The 24,682-nt window shown below is 59.2% G+C and carries 19 protein-coding genes; 4 read left to right on the top strand and 15 right to left on the bottom strand.

The window, feature by feature from the left end:
* Positions 1-43: 43 nt before the first annotated feature.
* The 7 genes from ACP90_RS21395 to urtA all read right to left on the bottom strand — a co-directional run bounded on the left by ACP90_RS21395 (position 44) and on the right by urtA (position 9,087).
* Complete coding sequence (locus ACP90_RS21395; RefSeq protein WP_055658191.1) at positions 44-1,351, bottom strand: UDP-glucose/GDP-mannose dehydrogenase family protein; 1,308 nt, start codon at positions 1,349-1,351, stop codon at positions 44-46.
* Between the two features lie 328 nt (positions 1,352-1,679).
* Complete coding sequence (locus ACP90_RS21390; protein WP_062489928.1) at positions 1,680-2,966, bottom strand: ArgE/DapE family deacylase; 1,287 nt, start codon at positions 2,964-2,966, stop codon at positions 1,680-1,682.
* Between the two features lie 175 nt (positions 2,967-3,141).
* Positions 3,142-3,837: an urea ABC transporter ATP-binding subunit UrtE gene (gene urtE, locus ACP90_RS21385; protein ID WP_023001729.1), complete on the bottom strand. Its 696-nt coding sequence runs from the start codon at positions 3,835-3,837 to the stop codon at positions 3,142-3,144.
* 114 nt (positions 3,838-3,951) lie between these two features.
* Positions 3,952-4,698 carry an urea ABC transporter ATP-binding protein UrtD gene (urtD, locus tag ACP90_RS21380; RefSeq protein ID WP_062489926.1) on the bottom strand — a complete coding sequence of 249 codons (747 nt, stop codon included), beginning with the start codon at positions 4,696-4,698 and terminating at the stop codon, positions 3,952-3,954.
* Between the two features lie 4 nt (positions 4,699-4,702).
* Complete coding sequence (gene urtC, locus ACP90_RS21375; RefSeq protein ID WP_062489924.1) at positions 4,703-5,941, bottom strand: urea ABC transporter permease subunit UrtC; 1,239 nt, start codon at positions 5,939-5,941, stop codon at positions 4,703-4,705.
* Complete coding sequence (gene urtB / locus ACP90_RS21370) at positions 5,938-7,560, bottom strand: urea ABC transporter permease subunit UrtB (protein WP_062489922.1); 1,623 nt, start codon at positions 7,558-7,560, stop codon at positions 5,938-5,940. Before urtB ends, urtC begins: the two co-directional genes overlap by 4 nt.
* 240 nt (positions 7,561-7,800) lie before the next feature.
* The gene (gene urtA, locus ACP90_RS21365) at positions 7,801-9,087 is read right to left on the bottom strand and encodes an urea ABC transporter substrate-binding protein (RefSeq protein WP_031269634.1); all 1,287 of its coding nucleotides are present in this window, start codon (positions 9,085-9,087) and stop codon (positions 7,801-7,803) included.
* 300 nt (positions 9,088-9,387) lie between these two features.
* On the opposite strand from urtA, the gene ACP90_RS21360 reads away from it, so the two are divergent.
* The 3 genes from ACP90_RS21360 to ACP90_RS21350 all read left to right on the top strand — a co-directional run bounded on the left by ACP90_RS21360 (position 9,388) and on the right by ACP90_RS21350 (position 14,602).
* Positions 9,388-12,777, top strand: coding sequence for an ATP-binding protein (locus ACP90_RS21360; protein ID WP_062489920.1), 3,390 nt, complete (start codon positions 9,388-9,390; stop codon positions 12,775-12,777).
* Positions 12,767-13,681 (top strand): response regulator transcription factor, encoded by a 915-nt coding sequence (locus ACP90_RS21355; RefSeq protein WP_062489919.1) that lies wholly within the window; start codon positions 12,767-12,769, stop codon positions 13,679-13,681. The genes ACP90_RS21360 and ACP90_RS21355 overlap by 11 nt, the downstream gene beginning before the upstream one ends.
* Positions 13,682-13,879: 198 nt before the next feature.
* Positions 13,880-14,602, top strand: coding sequence for a FadR/GntR family transcriptional regulator (locus ACP90_RS21350; RefSeq protein WP_062489917.1), 723 nt, complete (start codon positions 13,880-13,882; stop codon positions 14,600-14,602).
* A 109-nt stretch (positions 14,603-14,711) separates the two neighbouring features.
* On the opposite strand, the gene ACP90_RS21345 is transcribed toward ACP90_RS21350, so the two are convergent.
* From ACP90_RS21345 to ACP90_RS21310, 8 genes are all read right to left on the bottom strand, one after another.
* A complete protein-coding gene (locus ACP90_RS21345; protein WP_158514209.1) occupies positions 14,712-15,482 on the bottom strand; it encodes a sulfotransferase family 2 domain-containing protein in 771 nt (256 codons plus the stop codon).
* Positions 15,483-15,621: 139 nt separating this feature from the next.
* The gene (locus tag ACP90_RS21340) at positions 15,622-16,332 is read right to left on the bottom strand and encodes a ThuA domain-containing protein (protein ID WP_062489914.1); all 711 of its coding nucleotides are present in this window, start codon (positions 16,330-16,332) and stop codon (positions 15,622-15,624) included.
* Entirely contained in the window at positions 16,329-17,204 is an 876-nt protein-coding gene (locus tag ACP90_RS21335) for an NAD(P)-dependent oxidoreductase (protein ID WP_062489913.1), read from the bottom strand. Before ACP90_RS21335 ends, ACP90_RS21340 begins: the two co-directional genes overlap by 4 nt.
* On the bottom strand, positions 17,204-18,715 hold the full coding sequence (locus ACP90_RS21330) for a sugar ABC transporter ATP-binding protein (protein WP_023001718.1): 1,512 nt from the start codon (positions 18,713-18,715) through the stop codon (positions 17,204-17,206). Before ACP90_RS21330 ends, ACP90_RS21335 begins: the two co-directional genes overlap by 1 nt.
* Positions 18,712-19,713: an ABC transporter permease gene (locus ACP90_RS21325; protein WP_023001717.1), complete on the bottom strand. Its 1,002-nt coding sequence runs from the start codon at positions 19,711-19,713 to the stop codon at positions 18,712-18,714. Before ACP90_RS21325 ends, ACP90_RS21330 begins: the two co-directional genes overlap by 4 nt.
* Positions 19,714-19,724: 11 nt before the next feature.
* Positions 19,725-20,756 (bottom strand): ABC transporter permease, encoded by a 1,032-nt coding sequence (locus ACP90_RS21320; protein ID WP_228869438.1) that lies wholly within the window; start codon positions 20,754-20,756, stop codon positions 19,725-19,727.
* 29 nt (positions 20,757-20,785) lie between these two features.
* Complete coding sequence (locus tag ACP90_RS21315) at positions 20,786-21,583, bottom strand: SDR family oxidoreductase (protein WP_062489912.1); 798 nt, start codon at positions 21,581-21,583, stop codon at positions 20,786-20,788.
* A gap of 80 nt (positions 21,584-21,663) precedes the next feature.
* Complete coding sequence (locus ACP90_RS21310) at positions 21,664-22,623, bottom strand: sugar ABC transporter substrate-binding protein (RefSeq protein WP_031269629.1); 960 nt, start codon at positions 22,621-22,623, stop codon at positions 21,664-21,666.
* A 300-nt stretch (positions 22,624-22,923) separates the two neighbouring features.
* Between ACP90_RS21310 and ACP90_RS21305 the strand changes: the two genes are divergently transcribed.
* Complete coding sequence (locus ACP90_RS21305; RefSeq protein ID WP_228148059.1) at positions 22,924-24,678, top strand: extracellular solute-binding protein; 1,755 nt, start codon at positions 22,924-22,926, stop codon at positions 24,676-24,678.
* Positions 24,679-24,682: the final 4 nt, after the last annotated feature.

Raw genomic sequence — 24,682 nt, 5'->3', positions numbered from 1 at the left:
ACGTTCGCATAGGATATTAAATTCTGGAGTGGAAACCGGCCGCTTAGTAGCTGCGGCCGACGCTGGTGTACTCGAAGCCACGGGCTTCCATGTAGTCCGGCTTGTAGATATTTCGCAGGTCGACAACCTTGGGTGCAGAGACCAGAGTTTTGACGCGGTCGAGGTCAAGCGCACGGAACTGATCCCACTCCGTAACGATTACAACCACATCTGCGTTCTCGATGGCATGATAGGGGCCATCGCAGAACATCACACCCGACATGACCTTCTCGGCTTCTTCCATGCTGGCCGGGTCGTAGGCACGGATCTTGGCACCAGCAGCCTGCAGTTTTTCCACGATGTCGATGCTCGGAGCTTCGCGCATGTCGTCCGTATTGGGCTTGAAGGCGAGGCCGAGCAGCGCGATCGTCTTGCCGCTTACGTCGCCGCCCATGAATTCGATCACCTTGTCGGCCATCTTCTTCTTGCGGGCTGCGTTCACCTCGATGACGGAATCGACGATCTTCAGATCGGACTGTGCATCCGCGGCAATCCGCGAGAGGGCAAGAGTGTCCTTCGGAAAGCAGGAGCCGCCGTAGCCAGGGCCGGCATGCAGGAACTTGCCGCCGATGCGGTTGTCGAGGCCGATACCACGCGAGACTTCCTGGACGTTTGCCCCGACTTTCTCACACAGGTCTGCAATTTCGTTGATGAAGGTGATCTTGACCGCGAGAAACGCATTGGCCGCATATTTGGTGAGTTCCGATGTGCGGCGGCGGGTCACGATGATCGGGGTTTCGTTGAGATACAGCGGGCGGTAAAGCTCACGCATCACTTCGACCGCGCGCTCGTCATCGGTCCCGACCACCACCCGGTCGGGGCGTTTGAAGTCGCTGATGGCGGCGCCTTCGCGCAGGAATTCCGGATTTGAAACGACGGCGAATTCTGCGTCAGGGTTGGTCTTGCGGATGATCGCTTCCACTTCGTCTCCCGTGCCGACCGGAACGGTCGATTTGGTGACGATCACGGTGAAGCCCTCGATCAGTCGTGCGATTTCCTCTGCCGCGGCATAAACGTAGGAGAGATCGGCATGGCCATCGCCTCGGCGGGTCGGCGTGCCGACGGCAATGAAAACGGCATCCGCTTTGCGGATCGCTTCTTCAGGAGCAGTGGTAAAGAAAAGGCGTTCTTCGGCAACGTTCTTTGCAACGAGTTCCTGCAAGCCAGGTTCATAGATCGGGATCTGTCCGTTGTTCAGGGCGTCGATCTTGCTTGCATCCTTGTCGATGCAGGTCACGACATGTCCGAAATCGGCAAAACAGGTTCCGGACACCAGACCGACATAGCCGGTCCCAATCATTGCAACACGCATTTTAAATTTTCCTGCTTCTGGGTGGTCTTCAGGCGCTAGTCAATCACCATAAGCCCGCTAGGTGCTGCCCGAATTACATTGACCGGCAGCAAAAGACCAGTTCGTTGAAAACGTATTGTTTGAAATTTTGAAATTCTGCTCCGTACACTACTCTGAATAGGGACAGGATGAGGCGTCTGCAATTGCCTGAACGCGTCCCGGTCATGAAGACTAACGGAACGACACAAAAAACGGGAGCATTTTTCTGGCTAAAGAGGGGATGTGCTCCGCCGGAAGGAAGGCCCCTGTGCGAAGAAGGCCCCCCTCATTTCGGTGCAGCTGAACTGGCCTAGGTCGGTGCGATGCCGCACCAGGCAGCGGTAAACAGGGCGATCGTCTTCGTCACTCTTTTCAGCGACGGCAGGTTCACGCATTCATCGATGCCGTGAATGTTCTTTGTCAGCGGGCCATAGGTGAGGGCGGGAATGCCGCAATGGTTCACGTAAAGAGCCGCATCCAGATAGCAGGCCATGATCGACCGTTTGAGCGCAGTTTCGGCCGTGATCTTGTGTGCGGCGGCGAGCGCATTTTCCGCATCGCTGCCTTCGGCAAGAAGATATCCTGCCTGACATGTCCCGATCCATTCGAGCTTTGGATTGGCTTTTTCAAGTCGGGGATCCTTCGTACCAAGCGTTTTCAGCATCTGTTCCAGGCTGGCCATCCTGTCTTGCGGGGCGTCACCCGGATAAAACCCGATCCGGCCTTCGAAACGGCATTCAAACGGGATGGACGCCGGCCATTCGCCGCCGGTGATGGTGCCGATGTTGAGGCTTGCAGGATTGCGCAGGTCGTCGAAGCCTGGATGGCTGGTCTTTTCCTCATTCCAGCGAGCTTCCAGAACCTTCAACTCGTTGATGACGAGGAAAGCCGCCTCGATTGCGCTGAGGCCTGACTCCGGCTCACGTGGGTGAGCCGGCACGCCCTGGACGGAGATCCGGAACTTGATGACTCCGGAATTTGCATAGGTGACCTCTTCGTCTGTCGGCTCGGGAATGAGAACCGCGTCCGCTGTCGCACCATTCATGATCGCAGCTGCGGTGCCATTGCCCGTCACTTCTTCGTCGATGACGGACTGGAACTCGAGCGGTCCTTTCAAGCTGAACCCGGCAGCCTCGATGGCATCGACTGCGAAGAGATTGGCTGCGAGGCCTGCCTTCATGTCCCCCGCGCCCCGTCCGAAAAGCCAATCGCCCTCGCGCACGGCTGCAAACGGCGGATGGGTCCAGTTTGCCGGATTGGCAGTGGGCACGACATCGACGTGGGCATTCAGGATCAACGAACGTCCGCCATGGGCAGACTTCTTGCGACCACTGACGTTGAACGTATCGGTGTAGTCGATAGTGGCTGGAGAATAGGCCGGATGAGACTGCAGTTGCGCCACATCAAGTCCATAGGTCTCGACGTCATAGGCACGGTCACGGAGAGCGTCTGCAATGATCTTCTGGACACCGGCTTCCTCACCGCGAAGGGATCTTGCCCGCACGATCTCCTGCAGGAAAGCGATCTCGTCCTCGAATGCGGCGTCAACGGCAGCGGTGATTGCGGAAATGGCTTCGTTGGAAAGTGGTTCTGACATGACGATCCGGCTGGGAAGGATGATGAGGTGGGCGATTTGCCTGCACCCTATCAACTGCGCGGCCTGCGTCAAATTCGGGTAGCTGCACACCTAACCCCATCATCCTTCGCGGCGCCGCCGAAGCGGCTCCCCACGATGAGGCGGAAAAGTGAGCTTTGGGAGATGTACCCCTGGCCTAAACAGTGAGATACCGACGGACTTCCGTTTCAGAAAGGTCGGCCCCCGTGCCCGAGAGCACCACTTCGCCGCGGTCCATGACGGCATAATCGTCGGCCAGATCACGGGCGAACTCGAAATATTGTTCCACCAGCACGATGGCCATCGTGCCCTGGTCGCGCAGCCACGAGATTGCCCGGCCAATGTCCTTGATGATTGAAGGCTGGATGCCTTCCGTCGGTTCATCAAGCACCAGAAGTTTCGGACGGGTGACCAGGGCTCGTGCAATCGCGAGCTGCTGCTGCTGTCCGCCGGACAGATCACCGCCACGGCGGGACAGCATGTCCTTGAGCACCGGGAAAAGTTCGAAAATCGTATCGGGAATGAACCGTTCCTTGCGCGGGATCGGGGCATAGCCGGTCTCAAGATTTTCCTTTACCGATAGAAGGGGGAAGATCTCGCGTCCCTGCGGCACAATCGCGATGCCTTTCTTGGCGCGGGCGTGGGCTGCCAGCGAGGAGATGTCCTCGCCGTCCCACAGGATCTTGCCGGCGCTGATGCCGTGTTGGCCGGCCACGGCACGCAAGGTGGACGTCTTGCCAACACCATTGCGCCCCATCAGACAGGTTACCTTGCCGGTCTCGGCCTTCAGCGAAACCTTCTTCAGCGCCTGGGCGGCGCCATAGTGAAGATCGATGTTTTCAACTTGCAGCATGAGCTGACTTCCCTTGGCTGATCGCGATGCGCCTTGTGGCCGTTGGTTCGTTCGTTGTCGGTATCGCCGTATCACTTCCACGAGCGACGAGACGCGAAAGACAAAGCCTACTCCTCATCGTCCGAGATAAACTTCCACGACACGTTCGTCGGCTGAGACATGGTCGAGTGAGCCTTCAGCCAGGACCGAGCCTTCGTGGAGAACGGTGACTTTGACACCCAGGGAGCGCACAAACACCATGTCGTGCTCGACCACGACGACCGAGTGATCATTGGCGATATCCTTCAGAAGTTCAGCGGTTTCGGCAGTTTCGGCATCCGTCATGCCGGCAGCAGGCTCGTCTACGAGAAGCAGCTTCGGATCCTGTGCCAGCAGCATGCCGATCTCCAGCCACTGCTTCTGTCCGTGGCTGAGGTTGGCTGCGAGCTCGCTTCTCTTCGAACCAAGCCGGATCAGATCGAGCAGATATTCAACCCGCTTCTTCTCAGCACCCGAAATGACATGAAACAGGGTCGCAAATGGACCGCGCGGTGCCTTCAGGGCCAGTTCCAGGTTGTCCCAGACGGTATGGCTCTCAAAAACAGTCGGTTTTTGAAACTTGCGGCCGATCCCAAGCTCGGCAATTGAAGCTTCGTCCTCGCCGGTAAGGTCCACGGTGCCGTTGAAAAAGACCTCGCCACTGTCCGGTCGGGTCTTGCCGGTAATGACGTCCATCATCGTGGTCTTGCCTGCCCCGTTGGGACCGATGATGGCCCGCATTTCACCCGGGGCAATCGTCAGCGACAATTCGTTCAATGCCTTGAAACCGTCAAAGGAAACCGACACGCCGTCGAGATAAAGAAGACTGGAAGATCGTGCCATGGCTTTACTCCGCGGGCTGGGGTTCGGCATCCGCCGGAACGGTCGAGGCAGATTTTTTCGGGCTGACGTTGGCCGGAGAGGCGGGCGACTGCGGCGCCTGGCTCGGAGGTTGGTCCGACCCGGCTTCGAAGTCTTTGGAGACTTTCCGTTGCCGCAAGGCCGTCCAGCCCTGGGAAAGGGTGCCGACGATGCCCTTCGGCAGGAACAGGGTCACGACCACGAAGAGGCCGCCGAGCGCAAAGAGCCAGATGTCGGGCAGGGCGGCGGTGAACCATGTCTTGGCGAAGTTGACCAGAACGGCGCCGAGAACGGCCCCAACCAGCGTTCCGCGCCCGCCGACGGCAACCCAGATCACCACCTCGATCGAGTTGGCGGGTGCAAATTCACCCGGGTTGATGATGCCGACCTGCGGCACGTAAAGGGCACCGGCGATACCGGCCATCATGGCCGACAGGGTCCAGACGAACAGCTTGTAGTGTTCCACACGGTAGCCCAGGAAGCGTGTTCGGCTCTCCGCGTCGCGCACGGCCACCAGCACCTTGCCGAGTTTCGATCGGGTGATCGCCCGGCAGATGAGGAAACACAGGACCAGCGCGAGGCCTGAGGCTGCAAACAGGCCCGCGCGGGTCGTGTCGGCTTGAATATCAAAGCCGAGAATGTCCTTGAAGTCGGTCAGGCCGTTGTTGCCGCCAAAACCCATGTCGTTCCGGAAGAAGGCAAGCAGCAGCGCATATGTGAGGGCCTGCGTGATGATCGACAGGTAAACGCCGGTGACGCGTGAGCGGAAGGCGAACCACCCGAAGACGAAGGCCAGCACACCCGGCACCAGCAGCACCATGAGCGCCGCAAACCAGAACATGTCGAAGCCGTACCAGTACCAGGGCAGTTCTCCCCAGTTCAGGAACACCATGAAATCCGGCAGGATCGGGTCGCCGTAAACGCCGCGGGTCCCGATCTGGCGCATCAGGTACATGCCCATGGCATAGCCGCCAAGCGCGAAGAAGGCCGCATGACCGAGCGAGAGAATGCCGCAATAGCCCCAGACCAGATCTACCGCCAACGCCAACAACGCGTAAGTCAGGTATTTGCCCATCAGCGTGACCGCGTAGGTCGGTACATGGAAGGCAGAGCCTTCCGGGACAAGCAGGTTGCCGGCAGGAACCAGAACAATCACGGCCGCCATGATGGCGAGGAAGATCCCTGCTCGGGCGTCCATGGCGCGGAAGAGGAAAGAGGTCATCATGCTTCAACTGCCCGGCCCTTGAGGGCGAACAGGCCCCTTGGACGCTTCTGGATAAAGAGAATGATAAAGATGAGCACGAAGATCTTGCCGAGCACGGCGCCGGCATAGGGCTCCAGGAACTTGTTCACGACACCGAGGGTCATGGCGCCTACCAGCGTGCCCCACAGATTGCCGACCCCACCGAAGACCACCACCATGAAACTGTCGATAATGTAGCCCTGGCCAAGGTTCGGCGAAACGTTGTCGATCTGGCTGAGCGCGACGCCCGCGATCCCGGCAATACCAGAGCCGAGCCCGAAGGTGAGGGCGTCGATCCAGGGAGTGCGGATGCCCATCGAGGCGGCCATGCGCCGGTTCTGGGTCACGGCCCGGGTATAGAGTCCGAACGGGGTCTTCTTGAGGACAAGCATCAGTCCGGCGAAGACCAGCATCGCGAAGACGATGATCCACATGCGGTTATAGGTGATCGTCATCTGGCCGATCTCGAAGGCGCCGGACATCCAGTCCGGGTTGCCAACCTCACGGTTGGTCGGACCGAAGATCGAGCGCACTGCCTGCTGCAGCACCAGCGAGATGCCCCAGGTCGCAAGCAGTGTTTCCAGCGGGCGTCCGTACAGCCAGCGGATCACGCCACGCTCGATGGCAACGCCCACCAGTCCTGAGGTGAGGAAGGCAAGTGGCAGGGCGATGAACAGGGAATAATCGAAAAGACCAGGTGCGGAGGAGCGAATGAATTCCTGAACCACGAAGGTGACGTAAGCCCCGATCATCACCATCTCGCCGTGCGCCATGTTGATGACGCCCATGACACCGAAGGTGATGGCAAGACCAATGGCAGCGAGCAGCAGCACGGATCCAAGCGACAGGCCGTACCAGACATTTTGTGCTGCATCCCAGGCGGCGATGGATTTCTCGATCTTGGTGATTTCCGTGGTTGCCCCTTCGCGCAAGGCGCCTTCGGAGGAAGATTGCACGGCGATCAGAAGCGACAGAGCATCACGGTTGCCCATCGTGCCGAGCGTCGAAACCGCCTGGAGTTTCGCTGCCTCGTCCATATCTGAGTTCAGAACGGCCGCGGCCCGGGCTTCTTCCATCTTCTTGCGCACGCCGTCGTCCGCTTCTGCGGCAATGGCGGCATCCAGGGCTTCGATACTGTCCGGATCCTTCGCCTTGAACACGGCTTCGGCAGCCGCCATCCGCACCTTCGGGTCGGGCGCCATCAGGGTCAGCGACCCGAGCGCGGACCGGATCACCCGGCGCAGCTTGTTGTTGACCTTGATCTTGTCGATTTCGCCCTTGGCCGCTTCGCCGGTCGTTTCCATGGTCAGCGGGTCGATCAGGGCAAAGTTCTTGCCGGCCTTCCTGGTGATGAAGACTTCGCCATCGGCCTTGCGCACGTAGAGGTCGCCGTCGCTCAGGGCCTCGAGGGCAGGAGCCACCTGCGGGTCACCGGTCGCGACAAGGGCACCGATCTGCTTTTCAGTTTCGGAATATTTGCCCTTGGCCAGGTCGTTGATCAGCGGACGGAGTGCCTCTGGATCGCTTTGGGCCAGTGCCGGTGCGGCAAGGAGGCTGGCAGCGAGGCTGAGGAGGAGTAGGAAGGATCTCATCAAGGACATCGTGTCCACCGGTGTTTAGAACTTTCACCTGACGACCTCATCCTGGGGAGTCGCATTGCGGCGTCTCGACGGATGGGTCACTTGCTTCCGGGGTTGCCGCCCATCCATCGAGACGGACCTTGTGGTCCTCCTCAGGATGAGGGGAGAGCTAAGAGCGTCTCTCCAGGCAAACCTTTCCGGTTGGAAAACCGGGGAAAGAGGACGGGTCTCGTAAGACCCGCCCGAACTCCGTCTCCTCCCTTAAGACCCGGAGCCGCCGCACTTGCCGGTGGCAGTGTTGAAGTTGCCGCAGGAAAGCGGTGCGCGCCAATCGGAGATCAGGTCCTTGGAGCCGTCCAGATAGTCGGACCATGCGTCGCCGACGACGAGGCCGGAGGTTTCCCAGACGGTTTCGAACTGGCCGTCTTCCTGGATTTCACCGATCAGCACCGGCTTGGTGATGTGGTGGTTCGGCATCATTGCCGAGTAGCCGCCGGTCAGGTTCGGTACGCTGACACCGACGATGGCGTCGATCACGGCATCCGGCTCGGTGCTGCCCGCCTTCTTGACTGCTTCAACCCACATGTTGAAGCCGATGAAGTGCGCTTCCATCGGGTCGTTGGTCACGCGCTTGTCGTCGCCGATGTAAGCGTGCCAGGCATCGATGAATTCGGCGTTGGCTTCGGTATCTGCGGACTGGAAGTAGTTCCAGGCAGCCAGGTGGCCGACGAGCGGAGCGGTGTCGAGACCGGCGAGCTCTTCTTCACCAACGGAGAAGGCGACAACCGGAATGTCTTCAGCCTTGATGCCCGCGTTGCCCAGTTCCTTGTAGAACGGTACGTTGGCATCGCCGTTGATGGTAGAGACCACAGCGGTTTTCTTGCCGGCAGAGCCGAAGGTCTTGATGTCGGACACGATCGTCTGCCAGTCGGAATGACCGAACGGCGTGTAGTTGATCATGATGTCTTCTTCAGCCACGCCCTTGGACTTCAGGTAGGCTTCAAGGATCTTGTTGGTCGTGCGTGGATAGACATAGTCGGTACCGGCCAGAACCCAGCGTTCGACGCCTTCCTCGTTCATCAGGTAATCGACGGCCGGAATGGCCTGCTGGTTCGGTGCAGCGCCCGTGTAGAAGACATTGCGCTGGGATTCTTCACCTTCGTACTGAACCGGATAGAACAGCAGCGAGTTGAGTTCTTCGAAGACCGGCAGAACGGACTTGCGCGAAACGGACGTCCAGCAGCCGAACACGGCGTCGACGCCGTTGACTTCGATCAGCTCACGCGCCTTTTCAGCAAACAGCGGCCAGTCGGAAGCCGGGTCGACGACGACCGCTTCCAGTTTCTTGCCAAGCAGGCCACCCTTCTTGTTCTGCTCTTCGATGAGCATCAGCATGGCGTCTTTCAGAGTGGTTTCCGAAATGGCCATGGTGCCGGAAAGCGAGTGCAGGATGCCGACCTTGATCGTGTCTTCCTGGGCGGATGCGCCGCCGATCATCGTGGAGGCCATCAGGCCTGCCAATGCGAGTTTGGTGAATGTGTTTTTCATGGATGTTCCCCTTTGCTTGACGTCACCGGTTCCCACGCCGGCGATTGGCGGCTGGAAGGTGTGCCGCTGTCAGGAAGGGATCGTGCACTGGCACCACTGCACCGCAACATACGTCAATTGACGTAACCGGGTTGAAAGCCTGCCACGGCGTTCCAGAAGCAAAGACGGCATGAAATGTGCTGAAGAGAAGAGCTGAATAAAAAAACGGGGTGGAAAACGGGCGATGAAGAACGGCATTTGCCGAATAAATAGTCATATGTCCAGTTATTGGGCATTCGGTGCCGGTGTGGAGGCGGACGCGTGAGGGCGCGCCAACGCATTCTGCCTGTTCGGCGCCAGTACAACAAATGGGTCAACAACCAGACCCTGGAAGACTATGCGCTCAGGTTCACCGCCAAGAGCGCTCGCCGCTTTTCCTCACGTGCGATTTCCCAGACGGCGATCGGGGCCATCTCCTTTCTGGCTCTGGAGGCGATCGGTGGTGCGATCACCCTGTCCCACGGAACCGCCAACGCGTTTCTCGCCATACTGGTCGGCAGCCTGGTGCTGTTGATCGTCGGTCTGCCGATCAGCCGCTATGCCATGCGCTACGGCGTCGACATAGACCTGCTCACGCGTGGTGCCGGGTTCGGCTACATCGGCTCGACGGTCACCTCGCTGATCTATGCCAGCTTCACCTTCATTCTTTTTGCGATTGAAGCCTCCATCATGTCGAGCGCGCTGGAATTCGCTTTCGGTGTGCCGCTCTGGCTGGGGTATGTCATCAGCGCGGTTGCGGTCATTCCGCTGGTGACCCACGGCATTACCTGGATCAGCCGCTTTCAGCTCGCAACCCAACCCTTCTGGATCATCCTGAACATCCTGCCGTTCGTCTTCATTGCCTTCACCGACTGGCAGGCCGTCGGCGAATGGTTGACGTTTTCCGGCATCGACCCGGTTACACAGGCGCCGCGTACGACAGCTGGCGGCTGGGACAGCATCAACCTGGTCAGCTTCGGCGCAGCCTCCGCAGTCATTCTGGCGCTGATGGCACAGATCGGTGAACAGGTGGACTTTCTGCGGTTTCTTCCGGCGCAGGATTATGCCCGCCGCCGGCACCGGCTTGCCCTGTTTCTGGCCGGGCCCGGCTGGGTTGTTCTCGGTGCCCCCAAGATGATTGCAGGCTCCTTCCTGGCAGTCCTCGTTTTGTCGCACGGTGTTCCGGTTGATCATGCCGACGAACCCTCGCGCATGTATGCGGTCGCTTTCGGCTACATGATCCCGAACGAAACCGTCGTCCTCTTGCTGATGGCGGCATTCGTGGTGGTGGCGCAGCTCAAGATCAACGTCATGAATGCCTACGCCGGGTCGCTTGCCTGGTCGAATTTCTTCTCGCGCCTCACACACTCCCATCCTGGCCGGGTCGTCTGGCTCGTCTTCAATGTCGGAATCGCTCTGCTGTTGATGGAACTCGGCATCTATCGGTTGCTGGAAGAAACTCTTGGCGTCTTTTCCATCATTGCGATGGCCTGGCTTTCCGCCATTTCGGCTGACCTATTCATCAACAAGCCGCTCGGGCTGTCGCCTCCGGGAATCGAATTCAAGCGTGCGCATCTTTATGACATCAATCCGGTTGGTACCGGTGCAATGCTTCTGGCCGCCGGTCTCGCATTGGCCGCGCACTTCGGCGAGTTCGGCAAGACGGCGGAGGCCCTCGCCACCTTTCTGGCGATGGCCATTGCCTTTGTTGCCGCGCCCCTGATCGCTTATGCGACCAGGGGTCGGTTCTACCTGGCTCGCAAGCCGCGCCAGAGCTGGCAGACGAAGGAGCACATCGCCTGTTCGATCTGCGAAAACCCGTTCGAGCCGGAAGACATGGCTTATTGCCCGGCCTATCAGTCGCCGATCTGTTCGCTGTGCTGTTCACTCGATGCCCGCTGCCACGACAGCTGCAAGCCGAAGGCACGTTTGTCCTATCAGGTCGGCACCGTCGCGGGCCGCATTCTGCCGGAAAACGCGATGGCGTTCCTGCAGTCCCGGCTGGGGCGCTATGCGTTCATCTCTGTTCTGTCGAATGCTGCAATCGGCCTGGTGCTCTGGATCAGTTATGCCCAGGCGGAAAATCGTCTGGGAGATCCGACCGGCATCATCGGCCAGACGGTGCTGTTGATTTTCTTTGTTTTTGCCATCGTCGTCGGTATTGCCTGCTGGTTCCTGGTGCTTGCTCACGACACCCGGCGGGTCGCCGAAGAGGAATCCATGCGCCAGAACGCGCTGCTTCAGAAGGAAATCGACGCTCACGGTGTTACCGACGCGGCTCTGCAGAAGGCCAAGGAAGATGCCGAGGCCGCCAACCTTGCCAAGAGCCGCTACGTTGTCGGCCTCAGTCACGAACTCAGAACACCCTTGAACGCGGTCATGGGCTATGCCCAGGTGCTGGAGCGGGACGACAGCGTGCCGACAGCCCGCAGGCCTGCGATCAGCACCATCCGGCGCAGTGCCGAGCATCTGTCAGGGCTGATCGACGGCCTTCTGGATATTTCGCGGATCGAGGCTGGCAGGCTGCAGATCTATTCCAACGAGATCAACATTCACGAGTTCCTGGATCAGATCGTCGACATGTTCCGCATGCAGGCGGCTGCCAAGGGGCTCGGCTTCAACTATGCGCGCGCACCCAACTTGCCGGTGTTTGTACGAACCGACGAAAAACGTCTGCGGCAGATCCTGGTGAATCTCCTGTCGAATGCGATCAAGTTCACCTCCGAGGGCATTGTTTCGTTTTCGGTCAGTTACCGGTCACAGGTGGCCAGCTTTGTCGTGTCGGACAGCGGACCGGGCATCGCGCTTGACGAACAGGTCAAGATTTTCGAACCATTCGGCCGCAGCAAGACCGCCGACGGGGCGAAGACACCGGGGTTGGGGCTCGGGCTGACCATCACCAAGCTTCTGACGGAAACCATGGGTGGAGCCATTGCGCTGTCCAGCGAACCGGGGAAGGGCGCTTCCTTTGAAGTGCGGCTGATGCTGGCGGCTGTCGACCGGCCGGTCGATACCATCCGCCTGGAAAGACAGGTGCGAGGCTACGAAGGCGAGCGGAAGACGGTTGCCGTGATCGATGACAATCCGGATCACCGAGCGCTTGTCTGCGATATCCTGAAACCGATCGGATTTGCCGTCGTCGAGGCGGATACGGGCAGGGTTTGCCTGGAGACGGTCGAGCCGCTGCGGCCGGATCTCTACCTGATCGATATCCTGATGCCGGGAATGAACGGTTGGGAACTGGCCGAGGACCTGAGGGACAGAGGCGTCAGCGCGCCGATCATCATGCTGTCGGCCAACATCGGTGACAAGGCTTTGCGGCCGGACGGTCCGGCTCACCATTCGGCAACCCTTGCAAAGCCCTTCGGCATCGGCCAGCTTTACGACCTGCTGCAAAAACACATGGGTGTTGTCTGGACCGAACAGCCGGTCGAGCGAAACCAGGAACCTGCCCGAAAGGATCCCTTGAAATCGCCCGGTGCCGATCACGTCGCCGATCTCATCTCGCTTGCGGAGATCGGTTATGTGGAAGGCATCGAGGCCAAATTGAACGAACTGGCGAAAACGCCGGAAAATCTGCCCCTGATCGATGCATTGAATGTCCATCTCGCCCGGTTCGATTTCGATGCCTACAAAAACGTCTTGAGTGAATTGGAAACACATGACGGATGATCGTCGCGATACGGTCCTTGTGGTCGACGACAGCCCGGAAACGCTCGGCTTCGTCACCGAAGCCCTGAAAAAGACCGGCGTAGCCGTTCTGGTGGCGACCAGCGGCGAAACGGCTCTCAACATCTGCAACAAGGTGACACCGGATACGATCCTGATGGATGCGATCATGCCCGGCCTCGACGGTTTTGAGACCTGCCGGCAGATCAAGGAAAATCCGGCGCTCCAGCACGTACCGGTGATTTTCATGACCGGGCTGTCCGAAACGGAACATGTGGTAACGGCGCTGGAATCCGGTGGGGTCGATTTCCTCACCAAGCCGATCGACGTCGACGAACTGAAGGCGCGGATCAAGGTGCATCTGAAGAATGCTCGGTCGGTTCAAAGCGCGCATGTGGCGCTGGATGCAGCCGGGCGCCATCTGGTGGCCGTGTCGCAGGAGGGGACAGTGCTGTGGTCGACACCGCAGATCCACAACCTGCTGGCAAAGACAGGGGCTGCCGAAACCAGTCTTTTCCGGCTGGGCCGAGCACTGGGGGACTGGCTGGACGGGCCGAATTCCTCGGGCGAGCGTCGCAAGAGTTTCATGCTCGGCTTATCTGAAAACCTGGCAGTGCAACTTCACCCGCTTGGCCGTGTCGGCCCTGATGAAAACCTGTTCCGTGTCACCGCAGAAGACGAAGCCGGGCAGGTCCAGGCGCTTCAGGGCAGCTTTGAACTGACACAGCGCGAAGCGGAAGTCCTGATCTGGATCGCCAAGGGTAAGTCCAACAAGGATATCGGCGAAATTCTGGGTCTGTCGCCACGCACCGTGAACAAGCATCTGGAACAGATCTTCGTCAAACTTGGTGTTGAGAACAGGGCCTCCGCTGCCGTTCGCGCAGCAGAGGTGATCTACGCGCTTTAGGGTTTCATGGGAAACGGGTTCCTCGGCTCGATCTGCAATCTGCTTCCGTAATCGCGTTCGATCCGTGAGAATGGCGGGTTTCGGCCATCTGACCTCGAGGTGCCGACCGGCTCGACAAGCACCCGAGCTTGTCCTATGGATGCATTAAGCCGTTGAAGAACACGAATAACCCACCGGCAATGCGAAGAGGAGCCCGGCATGGCTGAGTTTCGGGAAGTGCGTCGGTCATCGCTGTTACCGGACCGCATCGCAGCAGACATCATGGCGAAAATTCAGGATGGTGAACTGAACCCCGGCGATACGTTGCCGACCGAACATGCACTCGCGGGAACCTTTGGCGTCAGCCGCAATGTGGTGCGCGAAGCCATTGCCAGGCTGCGGTCTGATGGCGTCATTGAATCGCGCCAGGGGCGCGGGGCAATCGTCAAACCTGTTTCGGAGCGCGAAACCTTCCGGGTCGATATCCGCACACTCGACAAGTCCGGCAACCTTGCGGACCTGTTCGAGTTGCGCGGCCTCCTGGAAATCGAAGCTGCGGGACTTGCCGCGATGCGTCGCACAGGGGCAGATCTCAGGGAGATGCGGGCGGCGGTCGCCGTGCTGGAAGGGCACAAGCGGTTCGACGAACAGCGGCTGGAAGCCGACGCCGTGTTTCACCGCGCAATCGGCAAGGCGGCCGGCAACTCCTATCTCTTCGCCATCATCTGCTACATCTCCTCCAGACTGAAGGAAACCACGCGGGTGACATCCGACATCTACGCCAAGGACGACCTGGTGGAGATCACTTTGGGTGAACATTGCAGAGTTCTTGAAGCCATTGAGGCAGGTGACCGGACAGGCGCCCGGGAAGCCATGGCGGCTCATGTTCAGGGCGCTGCGTCCCGTCTCAATGTTCAGGTCAAGCTGGGCGCCAGGGTTTAGCGCGTCCGGCCCTTTTGCCTGCAAGTGGATTGTTCGTGCGGTTGATTTCCACGTCCGCAAGCCGACGGTCTCTAGTGGGGGCTCTGGCAGACAGGGCCTTGGCAGCGGATCAGGTTCTGAACAGTCCTGTTCTTTTTAGGAGCCGTGTCAACTTGTTGGAATTGCGCTCTGCTCGCATTGCCTCATAGAGCTGCAGATCGAGTTGATTGTGTCTCCTGACGGTGTCGAGCTGACGGTCTGAAAGTGAAAGCGCAGGATAGCGGCTTGGATTGTCCTGCCGCATTGTCAGGGGCAGGCCGGTTTCTTGCGAGATCTTCTCATAGAGATCCGGCATTTCATCGGTAAATCCCATGATATCCACCGAGCGACCGGTCGAAACGGCACGTTTGAAAAGGCTGTCGTGATCGTCGATCGGATCAAATCTGGAGGCAAGGAAGCGGTCGGACAGCTCTTGTCCTTCGGCTTTTATTGGCGTTCCACCGAGATATCTGCACATTGTATTGTCGGGAATTGGTAATCGTCCCTGATCAAGGCTTTCGAACGCATCTGCCTCTGTAATTCGTCCGTCTGCGAGAAAATGTCGAATGTGGGAAAGGACACGCTCCACCGGCTCACGCAGAACCGCGATCGTTAGCGTATCTTTTGGAAGATATCTTCGGACCCAGAAGCCGTAGTGTCCTCGAAACAGGCGATAGTCCGGTTTCTCCTGAAGCTCCTGCAGGGCCTCGTGAAGCGGCGGATAGCGGCCACCATGACGAGAGATCAGCGCTTGAGAGGGAACAACGGCTGCGTCTCCGACAGCCTGTTCCAGAGATAGGCGCAATGACGTGCCGGCTGTTTTCGGGATGTGGCAGAAGAAGATCTTTCTATCAAACTTCAAAAACGTCTCCCTGTTCCTGCAGTGTATTAACTGCATTCGCGCAGATCAGCGCAGTCACAGGTGCGCCAGACGATCGTGAAAGTTTGAATATCCTATTGCAAAGCTGACGGTTCTTGAAGGGTGCGTTCTTTGCGGGTCACTAAGCGGATTTGCCTTCTGCTGCCCAGAGTGCACCGCGACGGATGATTTCCGTCACCTGGGGAACCTTCAGGTCATCCAGTTCGTGTCCGATGGAGCAGTAGAACACTCGGCCCCTGTCCCAGTGCCGTTTCCAGACAACGGGAATGACGGTGCCCTCGATCCACCACAGATGATCGCCTGAGAAGGTCGTGGTGGCCAGCACGTCGTTGGAGGGATCGACCAGCATGTAGTATTGCTCGGACCTGAGGCGGAAACTCCTGATGCCCTTGACGATCGGATCGTCCGGTTTGCAGATCGTCACGTCGTAGTCGATGTAGTCCTCCCTGGGCTGCAGGTTGTCCGGCCAACCGGGAGGATGGGCGACGAATTGGCCACCAATCAGGAAGTGGTAGGTCGGCCGGTCGCGGAAGGCATCTCCCATATGTCCGTGCCACCCGGCAATGCCGCAGCCGTTGGCGACGAGCTTCAGCAGCCCGTCCTCCTGCGGCTTGGTCATGTTGCCGAATTCCTGCTGGTGACCCGACCGGGCCGAGGACCAGATAGGCGTGATCAGGTCGACATCGGCAAGATCCTCCGGGTGTTCCAGCGGTTCCATCGTATCGTAGACGGTAACGCTGAAACCATTGTCGCGAAGCAAGGCCTCATACCAGTCGCTGAAATGGGTTGGTGTGTGGCCTTCCCAGCCACCGACAAACAGAACTGCCTTCATTTCAGACCCTTGTTCACGAAAGAAAGAATGGAAGCCATGTCGCGGTCGTCATATCCGGCTGATCCGGCGGCCTTCAGAACCGCATGATTGAGTTCCGCCTGCGGCATGATCACACCGCAAGTGGATGCAAGTTCCAGCGCCAGCCCGACATCCTTGCGGGCAAGTGCGACCGTGAAGCTGACGTCGTGCGCAGTCTCATCCAGATAAAGCCCCTTGCGATAAGCGAGAACCGGAGCGGCAGCCGCCGAATTTTCCACGACCTCATAGGCTTGTTCTTTTGGGATGCCGGCTGCCGTGGTCAGGGTAAGGGCTTCTGACAATGTCTGGTTGAGGCCATGAATGAGCATGTTGACGCCGAGTTTCATGGCAGCGCCTGCGCCGGATTTGCCAAGCCAGACGGTTTTCCGTCCAAGAACCTCGAAGAGGCGGGTCAGATCAGGCACATCAGTTGCTTCTGCTCCTGCCATGATGAGCAGCTTGGCATCCGCCGCCGCTTGTGTGGCACCGGAAACCGGCGCATCGACGAAGCGTCGGCCTTTCTCCCGTGCCAATAGCGCCAGACGTTCTGCCATGGGTACGGAAATGGTACCCATTTCGGCCAGAACCCGACTGCCCCCTGACGCCTGGAGCAAGCCATCCGGCCCGAGATAGACTGCCTCCGCAGCAGCATCATCGGCGAGCATGGTGATCACCACATCCGACCGCTCCGCCAGGTCTTTTGGGTTGGCTGCCGAAAAGGCGTTGTGGGTGGCGGCGAAGGCCTGTGCAGTTCCAGCTGTCCGGTTCCAGACGCTCACATTCAGACCGGCAGCAGCCAGATTGGCAGCCATGCGCACGCCCATCCGGCCAAGCCCCGCAAATCCGACCCGCATCAGGCGGCCTTGTCCGGCCGAATGCCGGAAATGGCCTGGATGAGGTTGTCTTCGGTAACTTCCTCGGAGGTGAAAGTCCGGATGATTTCGCCGCTGTACATGGCGACGATCCGGTCACTTACATGCAGGACTTCCGGCATTTCCGAACTGATCACGATGACCGCATAGCCCTGGCTTGCCAGTTCACGGATGAGGTTGTGGATCTCGGACTTGCTGCCGACATCGATCCCGCGTGTCGGTTCATCGACGATCAGAACGCTCGGGTGCATCGAAAGCCATTTGCCGATCACGATCTTCTGCTGGTTACCGCCGGAAAGGTTGCCGGCAAGCTGCTTCCAGCCGGGCGTGCGAATGTCGAGCCGGTCCCGGTACTGGTCAAAAATCGCGATCTCCGCGCCTTCGGCGACGAATGGGCCGGCTTTCAAGTCGTCTACTTGAGGCAGGGTCATGTTGTCCCGGCAGTTCATGCCCAGAACAAGGCCCTGCGTCTTGCGGTCCTCAGGCACCAGCGAGATACCCTTGGCAATGGCATCGGCCGGCGAGTGAATGGCAGTTTCTTCCCCGTTCAGGAAAATAGCGCCGCTGCTGGGTTCTCTGAGACCGAACAGCGTTTCGGCGATTTCCGTGCGGCCGGCCCCGACCAGGCCATAAAAGCCGACAACCTCGCCCTTGCGCACTTCGAAGCTGATGTCACGGAAAAGCGAACCACAGGAGAGCCCTCGCACCTCCAGCGCCACATCACCCAGTTCGTGATGGACTGCGTTGCGTGACAGGTCGAGCTTGCGGCCGATCATGAGCTGCGTGATCTCGTCCTCACTGGTTTCGGCGGTGTTCAGTGTCCCGCGATACTGTCCGTCCCGCAGCACGCTGATGCGGTCGGTGATCCTGAAGATCTCTTCCATCCGGTGCGAGATGTAGATGATGCCAACGCCTTCGGCTTTCAGGTTGTCGATGACATCGAACAGAACCACCTTTTCCGCATCGGTCAGCGAGGCGGTTGGCTCATCAAAGATGACCGCCTTGGCTTCCACTGTCAGGGCACGCGCGATTTCCACCATCTGCTGGTTGGCGATGGAGAGATCGCCGACACGCGTGCGGGCGTCGAAGCCGACTTTGAGCATCTCCAGAATGCGGTTGGTCTGTTCATGCAGCTTTTGCCAGTCGACCCGGCCGAAGCTCTTTCGCGGCAGTTCGCCGAGATAGATGTTTTCGGCAACTGTCAGTTCCTCGGCGAGGCTCAGCTCCTGATGGATGAAGACGATGCCCTTGCTTTTCGCTTGTAGTGGCGACGTCATGACAACCGGCTGCTCGCTGACGATGATCTTGCCTTCATCAGGTTGATAGATGCCGCCAAGCACTTTCATGAGGGTCGACTTTCCGGCGCCGTTTTCGCCCATCAGGGCATGCACTTCACCGGGCAGGACGGAAAAGGACACACCGTCGAGCGCGCGCACGCCGGGGAAGGTCTTGACGATGCCTTCCAGGCGCAAGGCTGGGGTGGTGCCGGTCATATTCTCAGCTCCTGTTTGCCTTTCAGGTTCAATTGGCGGTCGAGAAACAGGACGGCAATCAGGATCAGGCCGATCACCAGATTGACTGTTTCCGTGTCGGCGCCGATGTGTCCCAGGCCTTTTCGCAGAAGCTGGATGGCCAGAACGCCACCGAGCGTCGAAAGTACGGATCCCGCGCCTCCGGTAAGTTTGGTGCCACCCAGAACCACGGCGGTGATGACCCACAGCTCATAGAGTTCGCCGTCGTTGGGATTGACCGAGCCGGATTCCGAATAGAACACCACGGCAGACAGGGAGGCGAGAAAGCCGATGATCATGAAGTTGATCATCATGTGCGGCCCGACGCGGATACCCGCATTGATGGCCGCAGACCGGTTGTCGCCGATGGCATAGGCGTTGCGCCCGTGGATCGTGCGGTTCATCACGAACCAGATCACGGCGGTCACGACGATCAGGAACCAGGTGGCGGTGTGCAGTCCCAGGAAATGGGCTTCAGCGAAATCAACCAGCGTCCAGTTGAGATGAGATGTGGGCTGTTCGCCATTGTACATGAACACAAGGCCGCGATAGCCGAGCATGGAACCGAGCGTGACGATGAAGGCATCGACACCGGTCTTCCAGACGATCAACCCGTTCAGAGCGCCCAGAACGATCCCTGTCAGCAATGCCAGTCCCCAGGCAATGGGAATGACGCCGTCGCCGAGGCCGGCGAAAACCGGCCAGGTCATGCTGTCGAGCAGGACGACGGCGCTCAGGGCAAAGGTCGCTCCGACGCTGAGGTCGATATTGCCGTTGATCATGATGATCGTCATGCCGATGGCGATGATCCCGATGGGTGCTGACTGCTTGAACAAAAGCAGCATGTTGTCCACGTCCATGAAGGCCTTGTCACTGAGCGACAGGAATTCGCCCGCGACCGAGAAGAAGACCAGCTCGACGAGAATGAAGCCCCAGATCGCGCCGCGTTTCAGAAAAGTGCTCAAGGTTCCCGGTTCCATCAATCCCTCCCTCACGCGATCGGCGACCAGAGCTTGCCGCGTTTGGCGGCAATATCCAGCCACACGGCAAGAATGATGATGATCCAGGTCACCACATACTGGACATAGAACTGCAGTCCGACGAGCAAGAGGCCATTCTGGATAAAGCCGAGGATCAGGACACCGATAACGGTCTTGAAGATCGTGCCGGAGCCGCCCATCAGCGATGCTCCGCCGAGGATGACCGCAGCCAGGACTTCAAGCTCAAGCCCCTGACCAACCGTGTTCTGGCTTCCCAGTGACCGGCTGGCCTGGATGAGACCGGCAGTACCGACGCAGAAAGCGGACATGAGGTAGCAGGTAAAGACGACACGGGCTCTGCGAATGCCCGAGAAGGTTGCCGCGGTGCCGTTGCCTCCAACCGCGTAGACCTTGCGGCCGAATGGTGTCTTGGCAAGGACGATCCCCAGAACCGAAGCGACCAGCGCGAAAAGCAGGATCGGTACCGGAATGCCGAGGACGGTCGACTGGCCGAACACGCTGAACCAGGTGCCTTCCTTGTCGGCAATATCCATGTTCTTGCCGCCGGAATAGGTGAGGGTCAGTCCGTGGATCGCCGACAACATGCCAAGGGTCACGATCAGGGAATTCAGCTTCAGATATCCGACGAGGAAGCCAATGAAGGCGCCCAGGCACAGTACCATGGCGTACATGGACGGGATGGCGAGCAAAGGCCCCAGCTTGTCGTGCAGATCGAGGACGACGATGGTGGCAAACGACATCATCGACCCGACGGACAGGTCGAGATTGCCGCTGATGACGACAAAGGTGACGCCGAGGGCCATCACGCCCAGGATTGCAGAGGAGCGGACAACGCCCATGATGTTGTCTGGGTCGAGAAAGCGCTGGTTGGCGATCGTGAAGCCGATCATGAAGACGGCGAAGGCGATCAGAATGCCCTGTTTCGCCAGAAATCCCCCAACGCCCGACAGACTGAAGGGCTTCATGGATTTTTCCTTGGAACTGCCGGGACGGCTGGCAGCCTTGCTTGATATGTCGGACAACAGACCCTCCCTCATCCTGTTGTAAAGTTTCAAACGAGCGTCATGCCACCATCGATCATCACCACCTGACCGGTCATGTAATCGCTTTCTGGTGACGCCAGGAACGTGGTCGTTCCCGTGATGTCGGACGGTGTCGCCACCCGGCCGCGCAGGATCTCGGAGGAGAATTCCTCCATGGCCTGTCCGGGCCGCTCGGCAGCGCCGATATCCAGAAGATCCCGGTCCACCTGTTCCCACATTTCGGTAGCCACGACACCCGGCGCAAAGCCTGTGACGGTGATGTTGTGTCTGGCAAGGTCTCTTGCGCCGGATTGCGTCAGCGAGACCACGGCCCATTTCGAGGCGCAATAGGGCGCGACATTGTCGAACCCCTGTCGACTGGCGATCGACGCGGTATTGATGATCTTGCCACCGGTGCCCTGGCCAATCATCTGGCGGGCAGCCTCCTGCATGCCGATCAGGCAACCAAGGCCGTTCACTCCCATGATGAAGTTCCAGTTGTCCTCCGTGACATCGAGAAAGTTCATGGGCTTGTTGACGCCGGCATTGTTGAACTTGACGTCCAGCTTGCCGAAAGCCGCGACGGTTTTCGCGATCATGGCACGCACCTGGTCACGATCGGTCACATCGACCTGAGCCCATGTCACCCCAGCGCCGTTTTCGGCAGCACGGTCGCGGTTGGCTTCGGCAACGGCACTTGCCTGTTCGCCGTTGATGTCCGCAAAGCAGACATCCGCTCCCTCGTTGATAAGGGCTTCGCCAATGGCACGTCCGATCCCTCGGGCAGCACCGGTGACGATACAGGAACGCCCGGACACTCGGCCCATGGTTTCCTCCCGGTCAATGTATTGGGAAAAAATGGGGCGCAAGGCTTGGCTCGCGCCCCAGTCGGGCTTGACCTTCAGGCTCAGAAGACAGGCTTGTCGAATTCGGCCATGTTGTCCTGAGTGATCTTCGGTGTGTCGAAGTAGTTCAGGAACGGAACATCCTTGCCGGACAGGATATCGATTGCCGTCTGCAGGGCAGCTTCGGCATCGTCAACGGGCGACTGGTAGATCGAACCCCAGTATTCGCCGCGCTCCATCGCCTCGTAACCGACGGAGAAATTGGTCGCGCCGACGAAGATGATGCCCTCACGACCGGCGGCCTTGGCGGCATTCAGCGCGCCGACACCCATGTTGTCGTCTCCAGCGTAAACGCCGTCGATGTCGTCATACTTGACCAGGAACGCTTCCATGACCTTCTGGGACTTTTCGCGGTTCCAGTCGCCCGGCTGGGTCTCCACCAGGGTCACATTCGGGCAGACTTCCGGCAGGCGGTCTTCGAAGCCCTTGGCGCGCTCGATCGCAGTCGTGTAGCCCGGCTGGCCGGAAATCTGAACGATCTGGGCTTCGTTCTCGATGCCCATGGCCTTGAACTTGTCGCACATGATCTCGGCGGAACGGGAGCCCTGGGTGATGTTGTCCGGACCGGAGAAGGATTTCACGAACTCGAAGCCCTGTTCGGCGATGTTCGAGTTGGTCACAATCACCGGAATGTCGGCCTTGAAGGCCTTGCGGACGGCCGGGATGACGGCTTCACCGTTCGTCGGCCAGATGATGATCGCGTCCACTTCCTGCTGGATCAGGTCTTCCATCTGGGCGATCTGCCGGGCAACGTCGCCGCCGGCGTCCAGAACGACGGTCTCGACATCCGCATTGGCATCGGCTGCCGCGATGAAGGCCTTTTCATAGGTGGTCTGGTAGCTGTCGACGCCGACGTTGTTCTGCGTGATGCCGATCTTCATCGTTTCTGCACCGGCTGCACCAGACAAGGTCAGGCCTGCGACGGCCGTCGTGGCGACAAGCAGCGAACGGAAAGTGTTCATCGTTTCATTTCCTCCCTGAGAGACCATTTCGAATGGTCTGAATTCTGAACCGTGCCTCCTCCTGACACGGATATGCGCCCACCGTGAGCGTCACTCAAAAGCCTGCACGCCTCGGCAGAACGACGCCCCCTCGAAAATATCCAAAATGGATGTTCTTATATCCAAAATGGATTTTTTGGCCGTTTTTCTAATCGGCCACGTCGCTCACGCTTAGGAGGACATTCAATGTCGATCCAAAAAATATCCAAAACGAGGAAACGCAGCAGTGGTTCATCCCGTCCGGAAAACTGGAGCCGAGCGATGAACCAGCAAGAGGGAGAGTTGGTTCGCGAAAAGACTTATCTGACGCAACAGGCCAAGACGGAAATCCTCCAGGTTCTCAGCTTTCTGGAGAACTTTGAAGAAGAGATGGATGGTCTGTTGGAGATATCTGCTCCGAACCCCTATGTCAAAATGTCGACCTATCTGGTGAAAAGGCATCTGGAAGCGAAGGCGGTGACCCCGACCTCGCTCATTGGCGCGTCGGGCGTTCCCTACGCGACAGCCAGCCGCCGCATGCGCGAGATGATCGACAATGGCCTGATCGAGCAAAGGCCGAGGACGTCTTCCGGCAGAAGCTACTCCCTCCATCCGAGCGCCGACATGCTGGAGGCATGGACCCAGTTCAGCAGCCGTGTCCGCAGGATGGCGGCACAATCGTTCGGGTCTGCCGATCTGCGCTCCGGCACACAAGACTATTATTTCGGCGGGTCCTATCTGGAAGCCCAGACAATCCAGCCGCCCCAGGTCCTGCTTGAACCCTTGAAACTGTCTGGCGATCTTCGCGTCCTGGTCCATGGCGACCCGACCTTCATGGTGATGCACGGCCTCAAGCGCCAGTTTGAGCAGGTGGTCGGGTGTTCCATTCAGCAGCGGGCCTTTTCCATCGACCGGCTTCACGAAGAAGCGGTCAAGAACGCCCACAGGGCGACAAGCCGCTATGACCTGATTGCCCTGGACCTGCCGTGGCTGGGCGAGTTTGCCGAGAACGGGTATCTCCTGCCGCTGGACGAAGTGCTGGATGTCGAGCGGCTTCAGCCGAGCGATTTTCACACCGCCGGCTGGCAGGCAGCTCACTGGGGAGGCAAGCCATACGGTGTGCCCTCGCAGACCACGCCGGAACTGCTGTTTTACCGGAAGGATCTGCTGGCGGAAGCAGGGCTTGAACCGCCCCTCACGACGGACGCGCTGCTCAAGGCCGCCGCCCGGCTCAACGACCCGGTTCAGGGCAGATACGGAATTGCCTGGAACGCGGCACGCGGGACCGCGCTTGGCCATACATTCATGATGACTTGCGCGGACTTCGGCCAGCCTATTCTGGATTTGCCCAAACAGGCCGGTGGTTACGACGCCTCGCGACTTGCGGACGGGGGCTATCGGCCGGTCATCTATTCCGAACGGGCGTTGGACGCAGCCGAATACCTGATGGCGCTGTTGCAATATTCGCCGCCGGACATCCTGTCGATGTCCTGGTACGAGCGCGTCCGTCCGTTCGCAAGCGGACGTGTGGCGATGGCCTACGGCTATACTTTGCTCGCTCCTTACTTCGAACAGAATCCGGCCTGCGCGGCTCATGGCAAGGTCGGTTTCCTGCCACATCCTTCCGGCCCGAATGCGCAGAATATCGCCCCGGTCGGCGGCTATCTGCTCGGCATTCCGGCCAACATCGCACCGGAACGGCTGGAGGCGGCAGCCGAAGCGCTGATCGTCTTCACGTCGCCTGAAGCGCAAAAGCTCTACGTCGAACACGGTAGCCGCACCAATCCGCGCTATTCGGTTGGCGCGGACCCGGAAGTCCGGCGCCTGTCTCCGATCTTTGAAGCGGTGGACGCCATGTCCTGGCGGGACGAGTTGCAGTTCTGGCCACGACCGCCGATCCCGGAAATCAACGACATCATCCGCATCTGCGGGGAGGAATGCCACGACATGTTGCGTGGCGTGAAGACGCCAAAAGCCGCGTTGCAGATGGCTCAAGATCGTGCCGACCGACTTCTGCGGGAGGCTGGAAAACTTTAATGGG

The sequence above is a fragment of the Labrenzia sp. CP4 genome, from assembly GCF_001579905.1.
GTDB classification, from domain to species: Bacteria; Pseudomonadota; Alphaproteobacteria; order Rhizobiales; family Stappiaceae; genus Roseibium; species Roseibium algicola.
Note: the sequence above shows the minus strand (reverse complement) of the source record. Positions and strands in the feature narration are given on the sequence as shown.

Bases quoted from the DNA above. Each gene is read 5' to 3' on its own strand.
- ACP90_RS21395 (WP_055658191.1), bottom strand. From the start codon at position 1,351: ATGCGTGTTGCAATGATTGGGACCGGCTATGTCGGTCTGGTGTCCGGA.
- ACP90_RS21390 (WP_062489928.1), bottom strand. From the start codon at position 2,966: ATGTCAGAACCACTTTCCAACGAAGCCATTTCCGCAATCACCGCTGCC.
- urtE (WP_023001729.1), bottom strand. From the start codon at position 3,837: ATGCTGCAAGTTGAAAACATCGATCTTCACTATGGCGCCGCCCAGGCG.
- urtD (WP_062489926.1), bottom strand. From the start codon at position 4,698: ATGGCACGATCTTCCAGTCTTCTTTATCTCGACGGCGTGTCGGTTTCC.
- urtC (WP_062489924.1), bottom strand. From the start codon at position 5,941: ATGATGACCTCTTTCCTCTTCCGCGCCATGGACGCCCGAGCAGGGATC.
- urtB (WP_062489922.1), bottom strand. From the start codon at position 7,560: ATGTCCTTGATGAGATCCTTCCTACTCCTCCTCAGCCTCGCTGCCAGC.
- urtA (WP_031269634.1), bottom strand. From the start codon at position 9,087: ATGAAAAACACATTCACCAAACTCGCATTGGCAGGCCTGATGGCCTCC.
- ACP90_RS21355 (WP_062489919.1), top strand. From the start codon at position 12,767: ATGACGGATGATCGTCGCGATACGGTCCTTGTGGTCGACGACAGCCCG.
- ACP90_RS21350 (WP_062489917.1), top strand. From the start codon at position 13,880: ATGGCTGAGTTTCGGGAAGTGCGTCGGTCATCGCTGTTACCGGACCGC.
- ACP90_RS21340 (WP_062489914.1), bottom strand. From the start codon at position 16,332: ATGAAGGCAGTTCTGTTTGTCGGTGGCTGGGAAGGCCACACACCAACC.
- ACP90_RS21335 (WP_062489913.1), bottom strand. From the start codon at position 17,204: ATGCGGGTCGGATTTGCGGGGCTTGGCCGGATGGGCGTGCGCATGGCT.
- ACP90_RS21330 (WP_023001718.1), bottom strand. From the start codon at position 18,715: ATGACCGGCACCACCCCAGCCTTGCGCCTGGAAGGCATCGTCAAGACC.
- ACP90_RS21325 (WP_023001717.1), bottom strand. From the start codon at position 19,713: ATGGAACCGGGAACCTTGAGCACTTTTCTGAAACGCGGCGCGATCTGG.
- ACP90_RS21315 (WP_062489912.1), bottom strand. From the start codon at position 21,583: ATGGGCCGAGTGTCCGGGCGTTCCTGTATCGTCACCGGTGCTGCCCGA.
- ACP90_RS21310 (WP_031269629.1), bottom strand. From the start codon at position 22,623: ATGAACACTTTCCGTTCGCTGCTTGTCGCCACGACGGCCGTCGCAGGC.
- ACP90_RS21305 (WP_228148059.1), top strand. From the start codon at position 22,924: ATGAACCAGCAAGAGGGAGAGTTGGTTCGCGAAAAGACTTATCTGACG.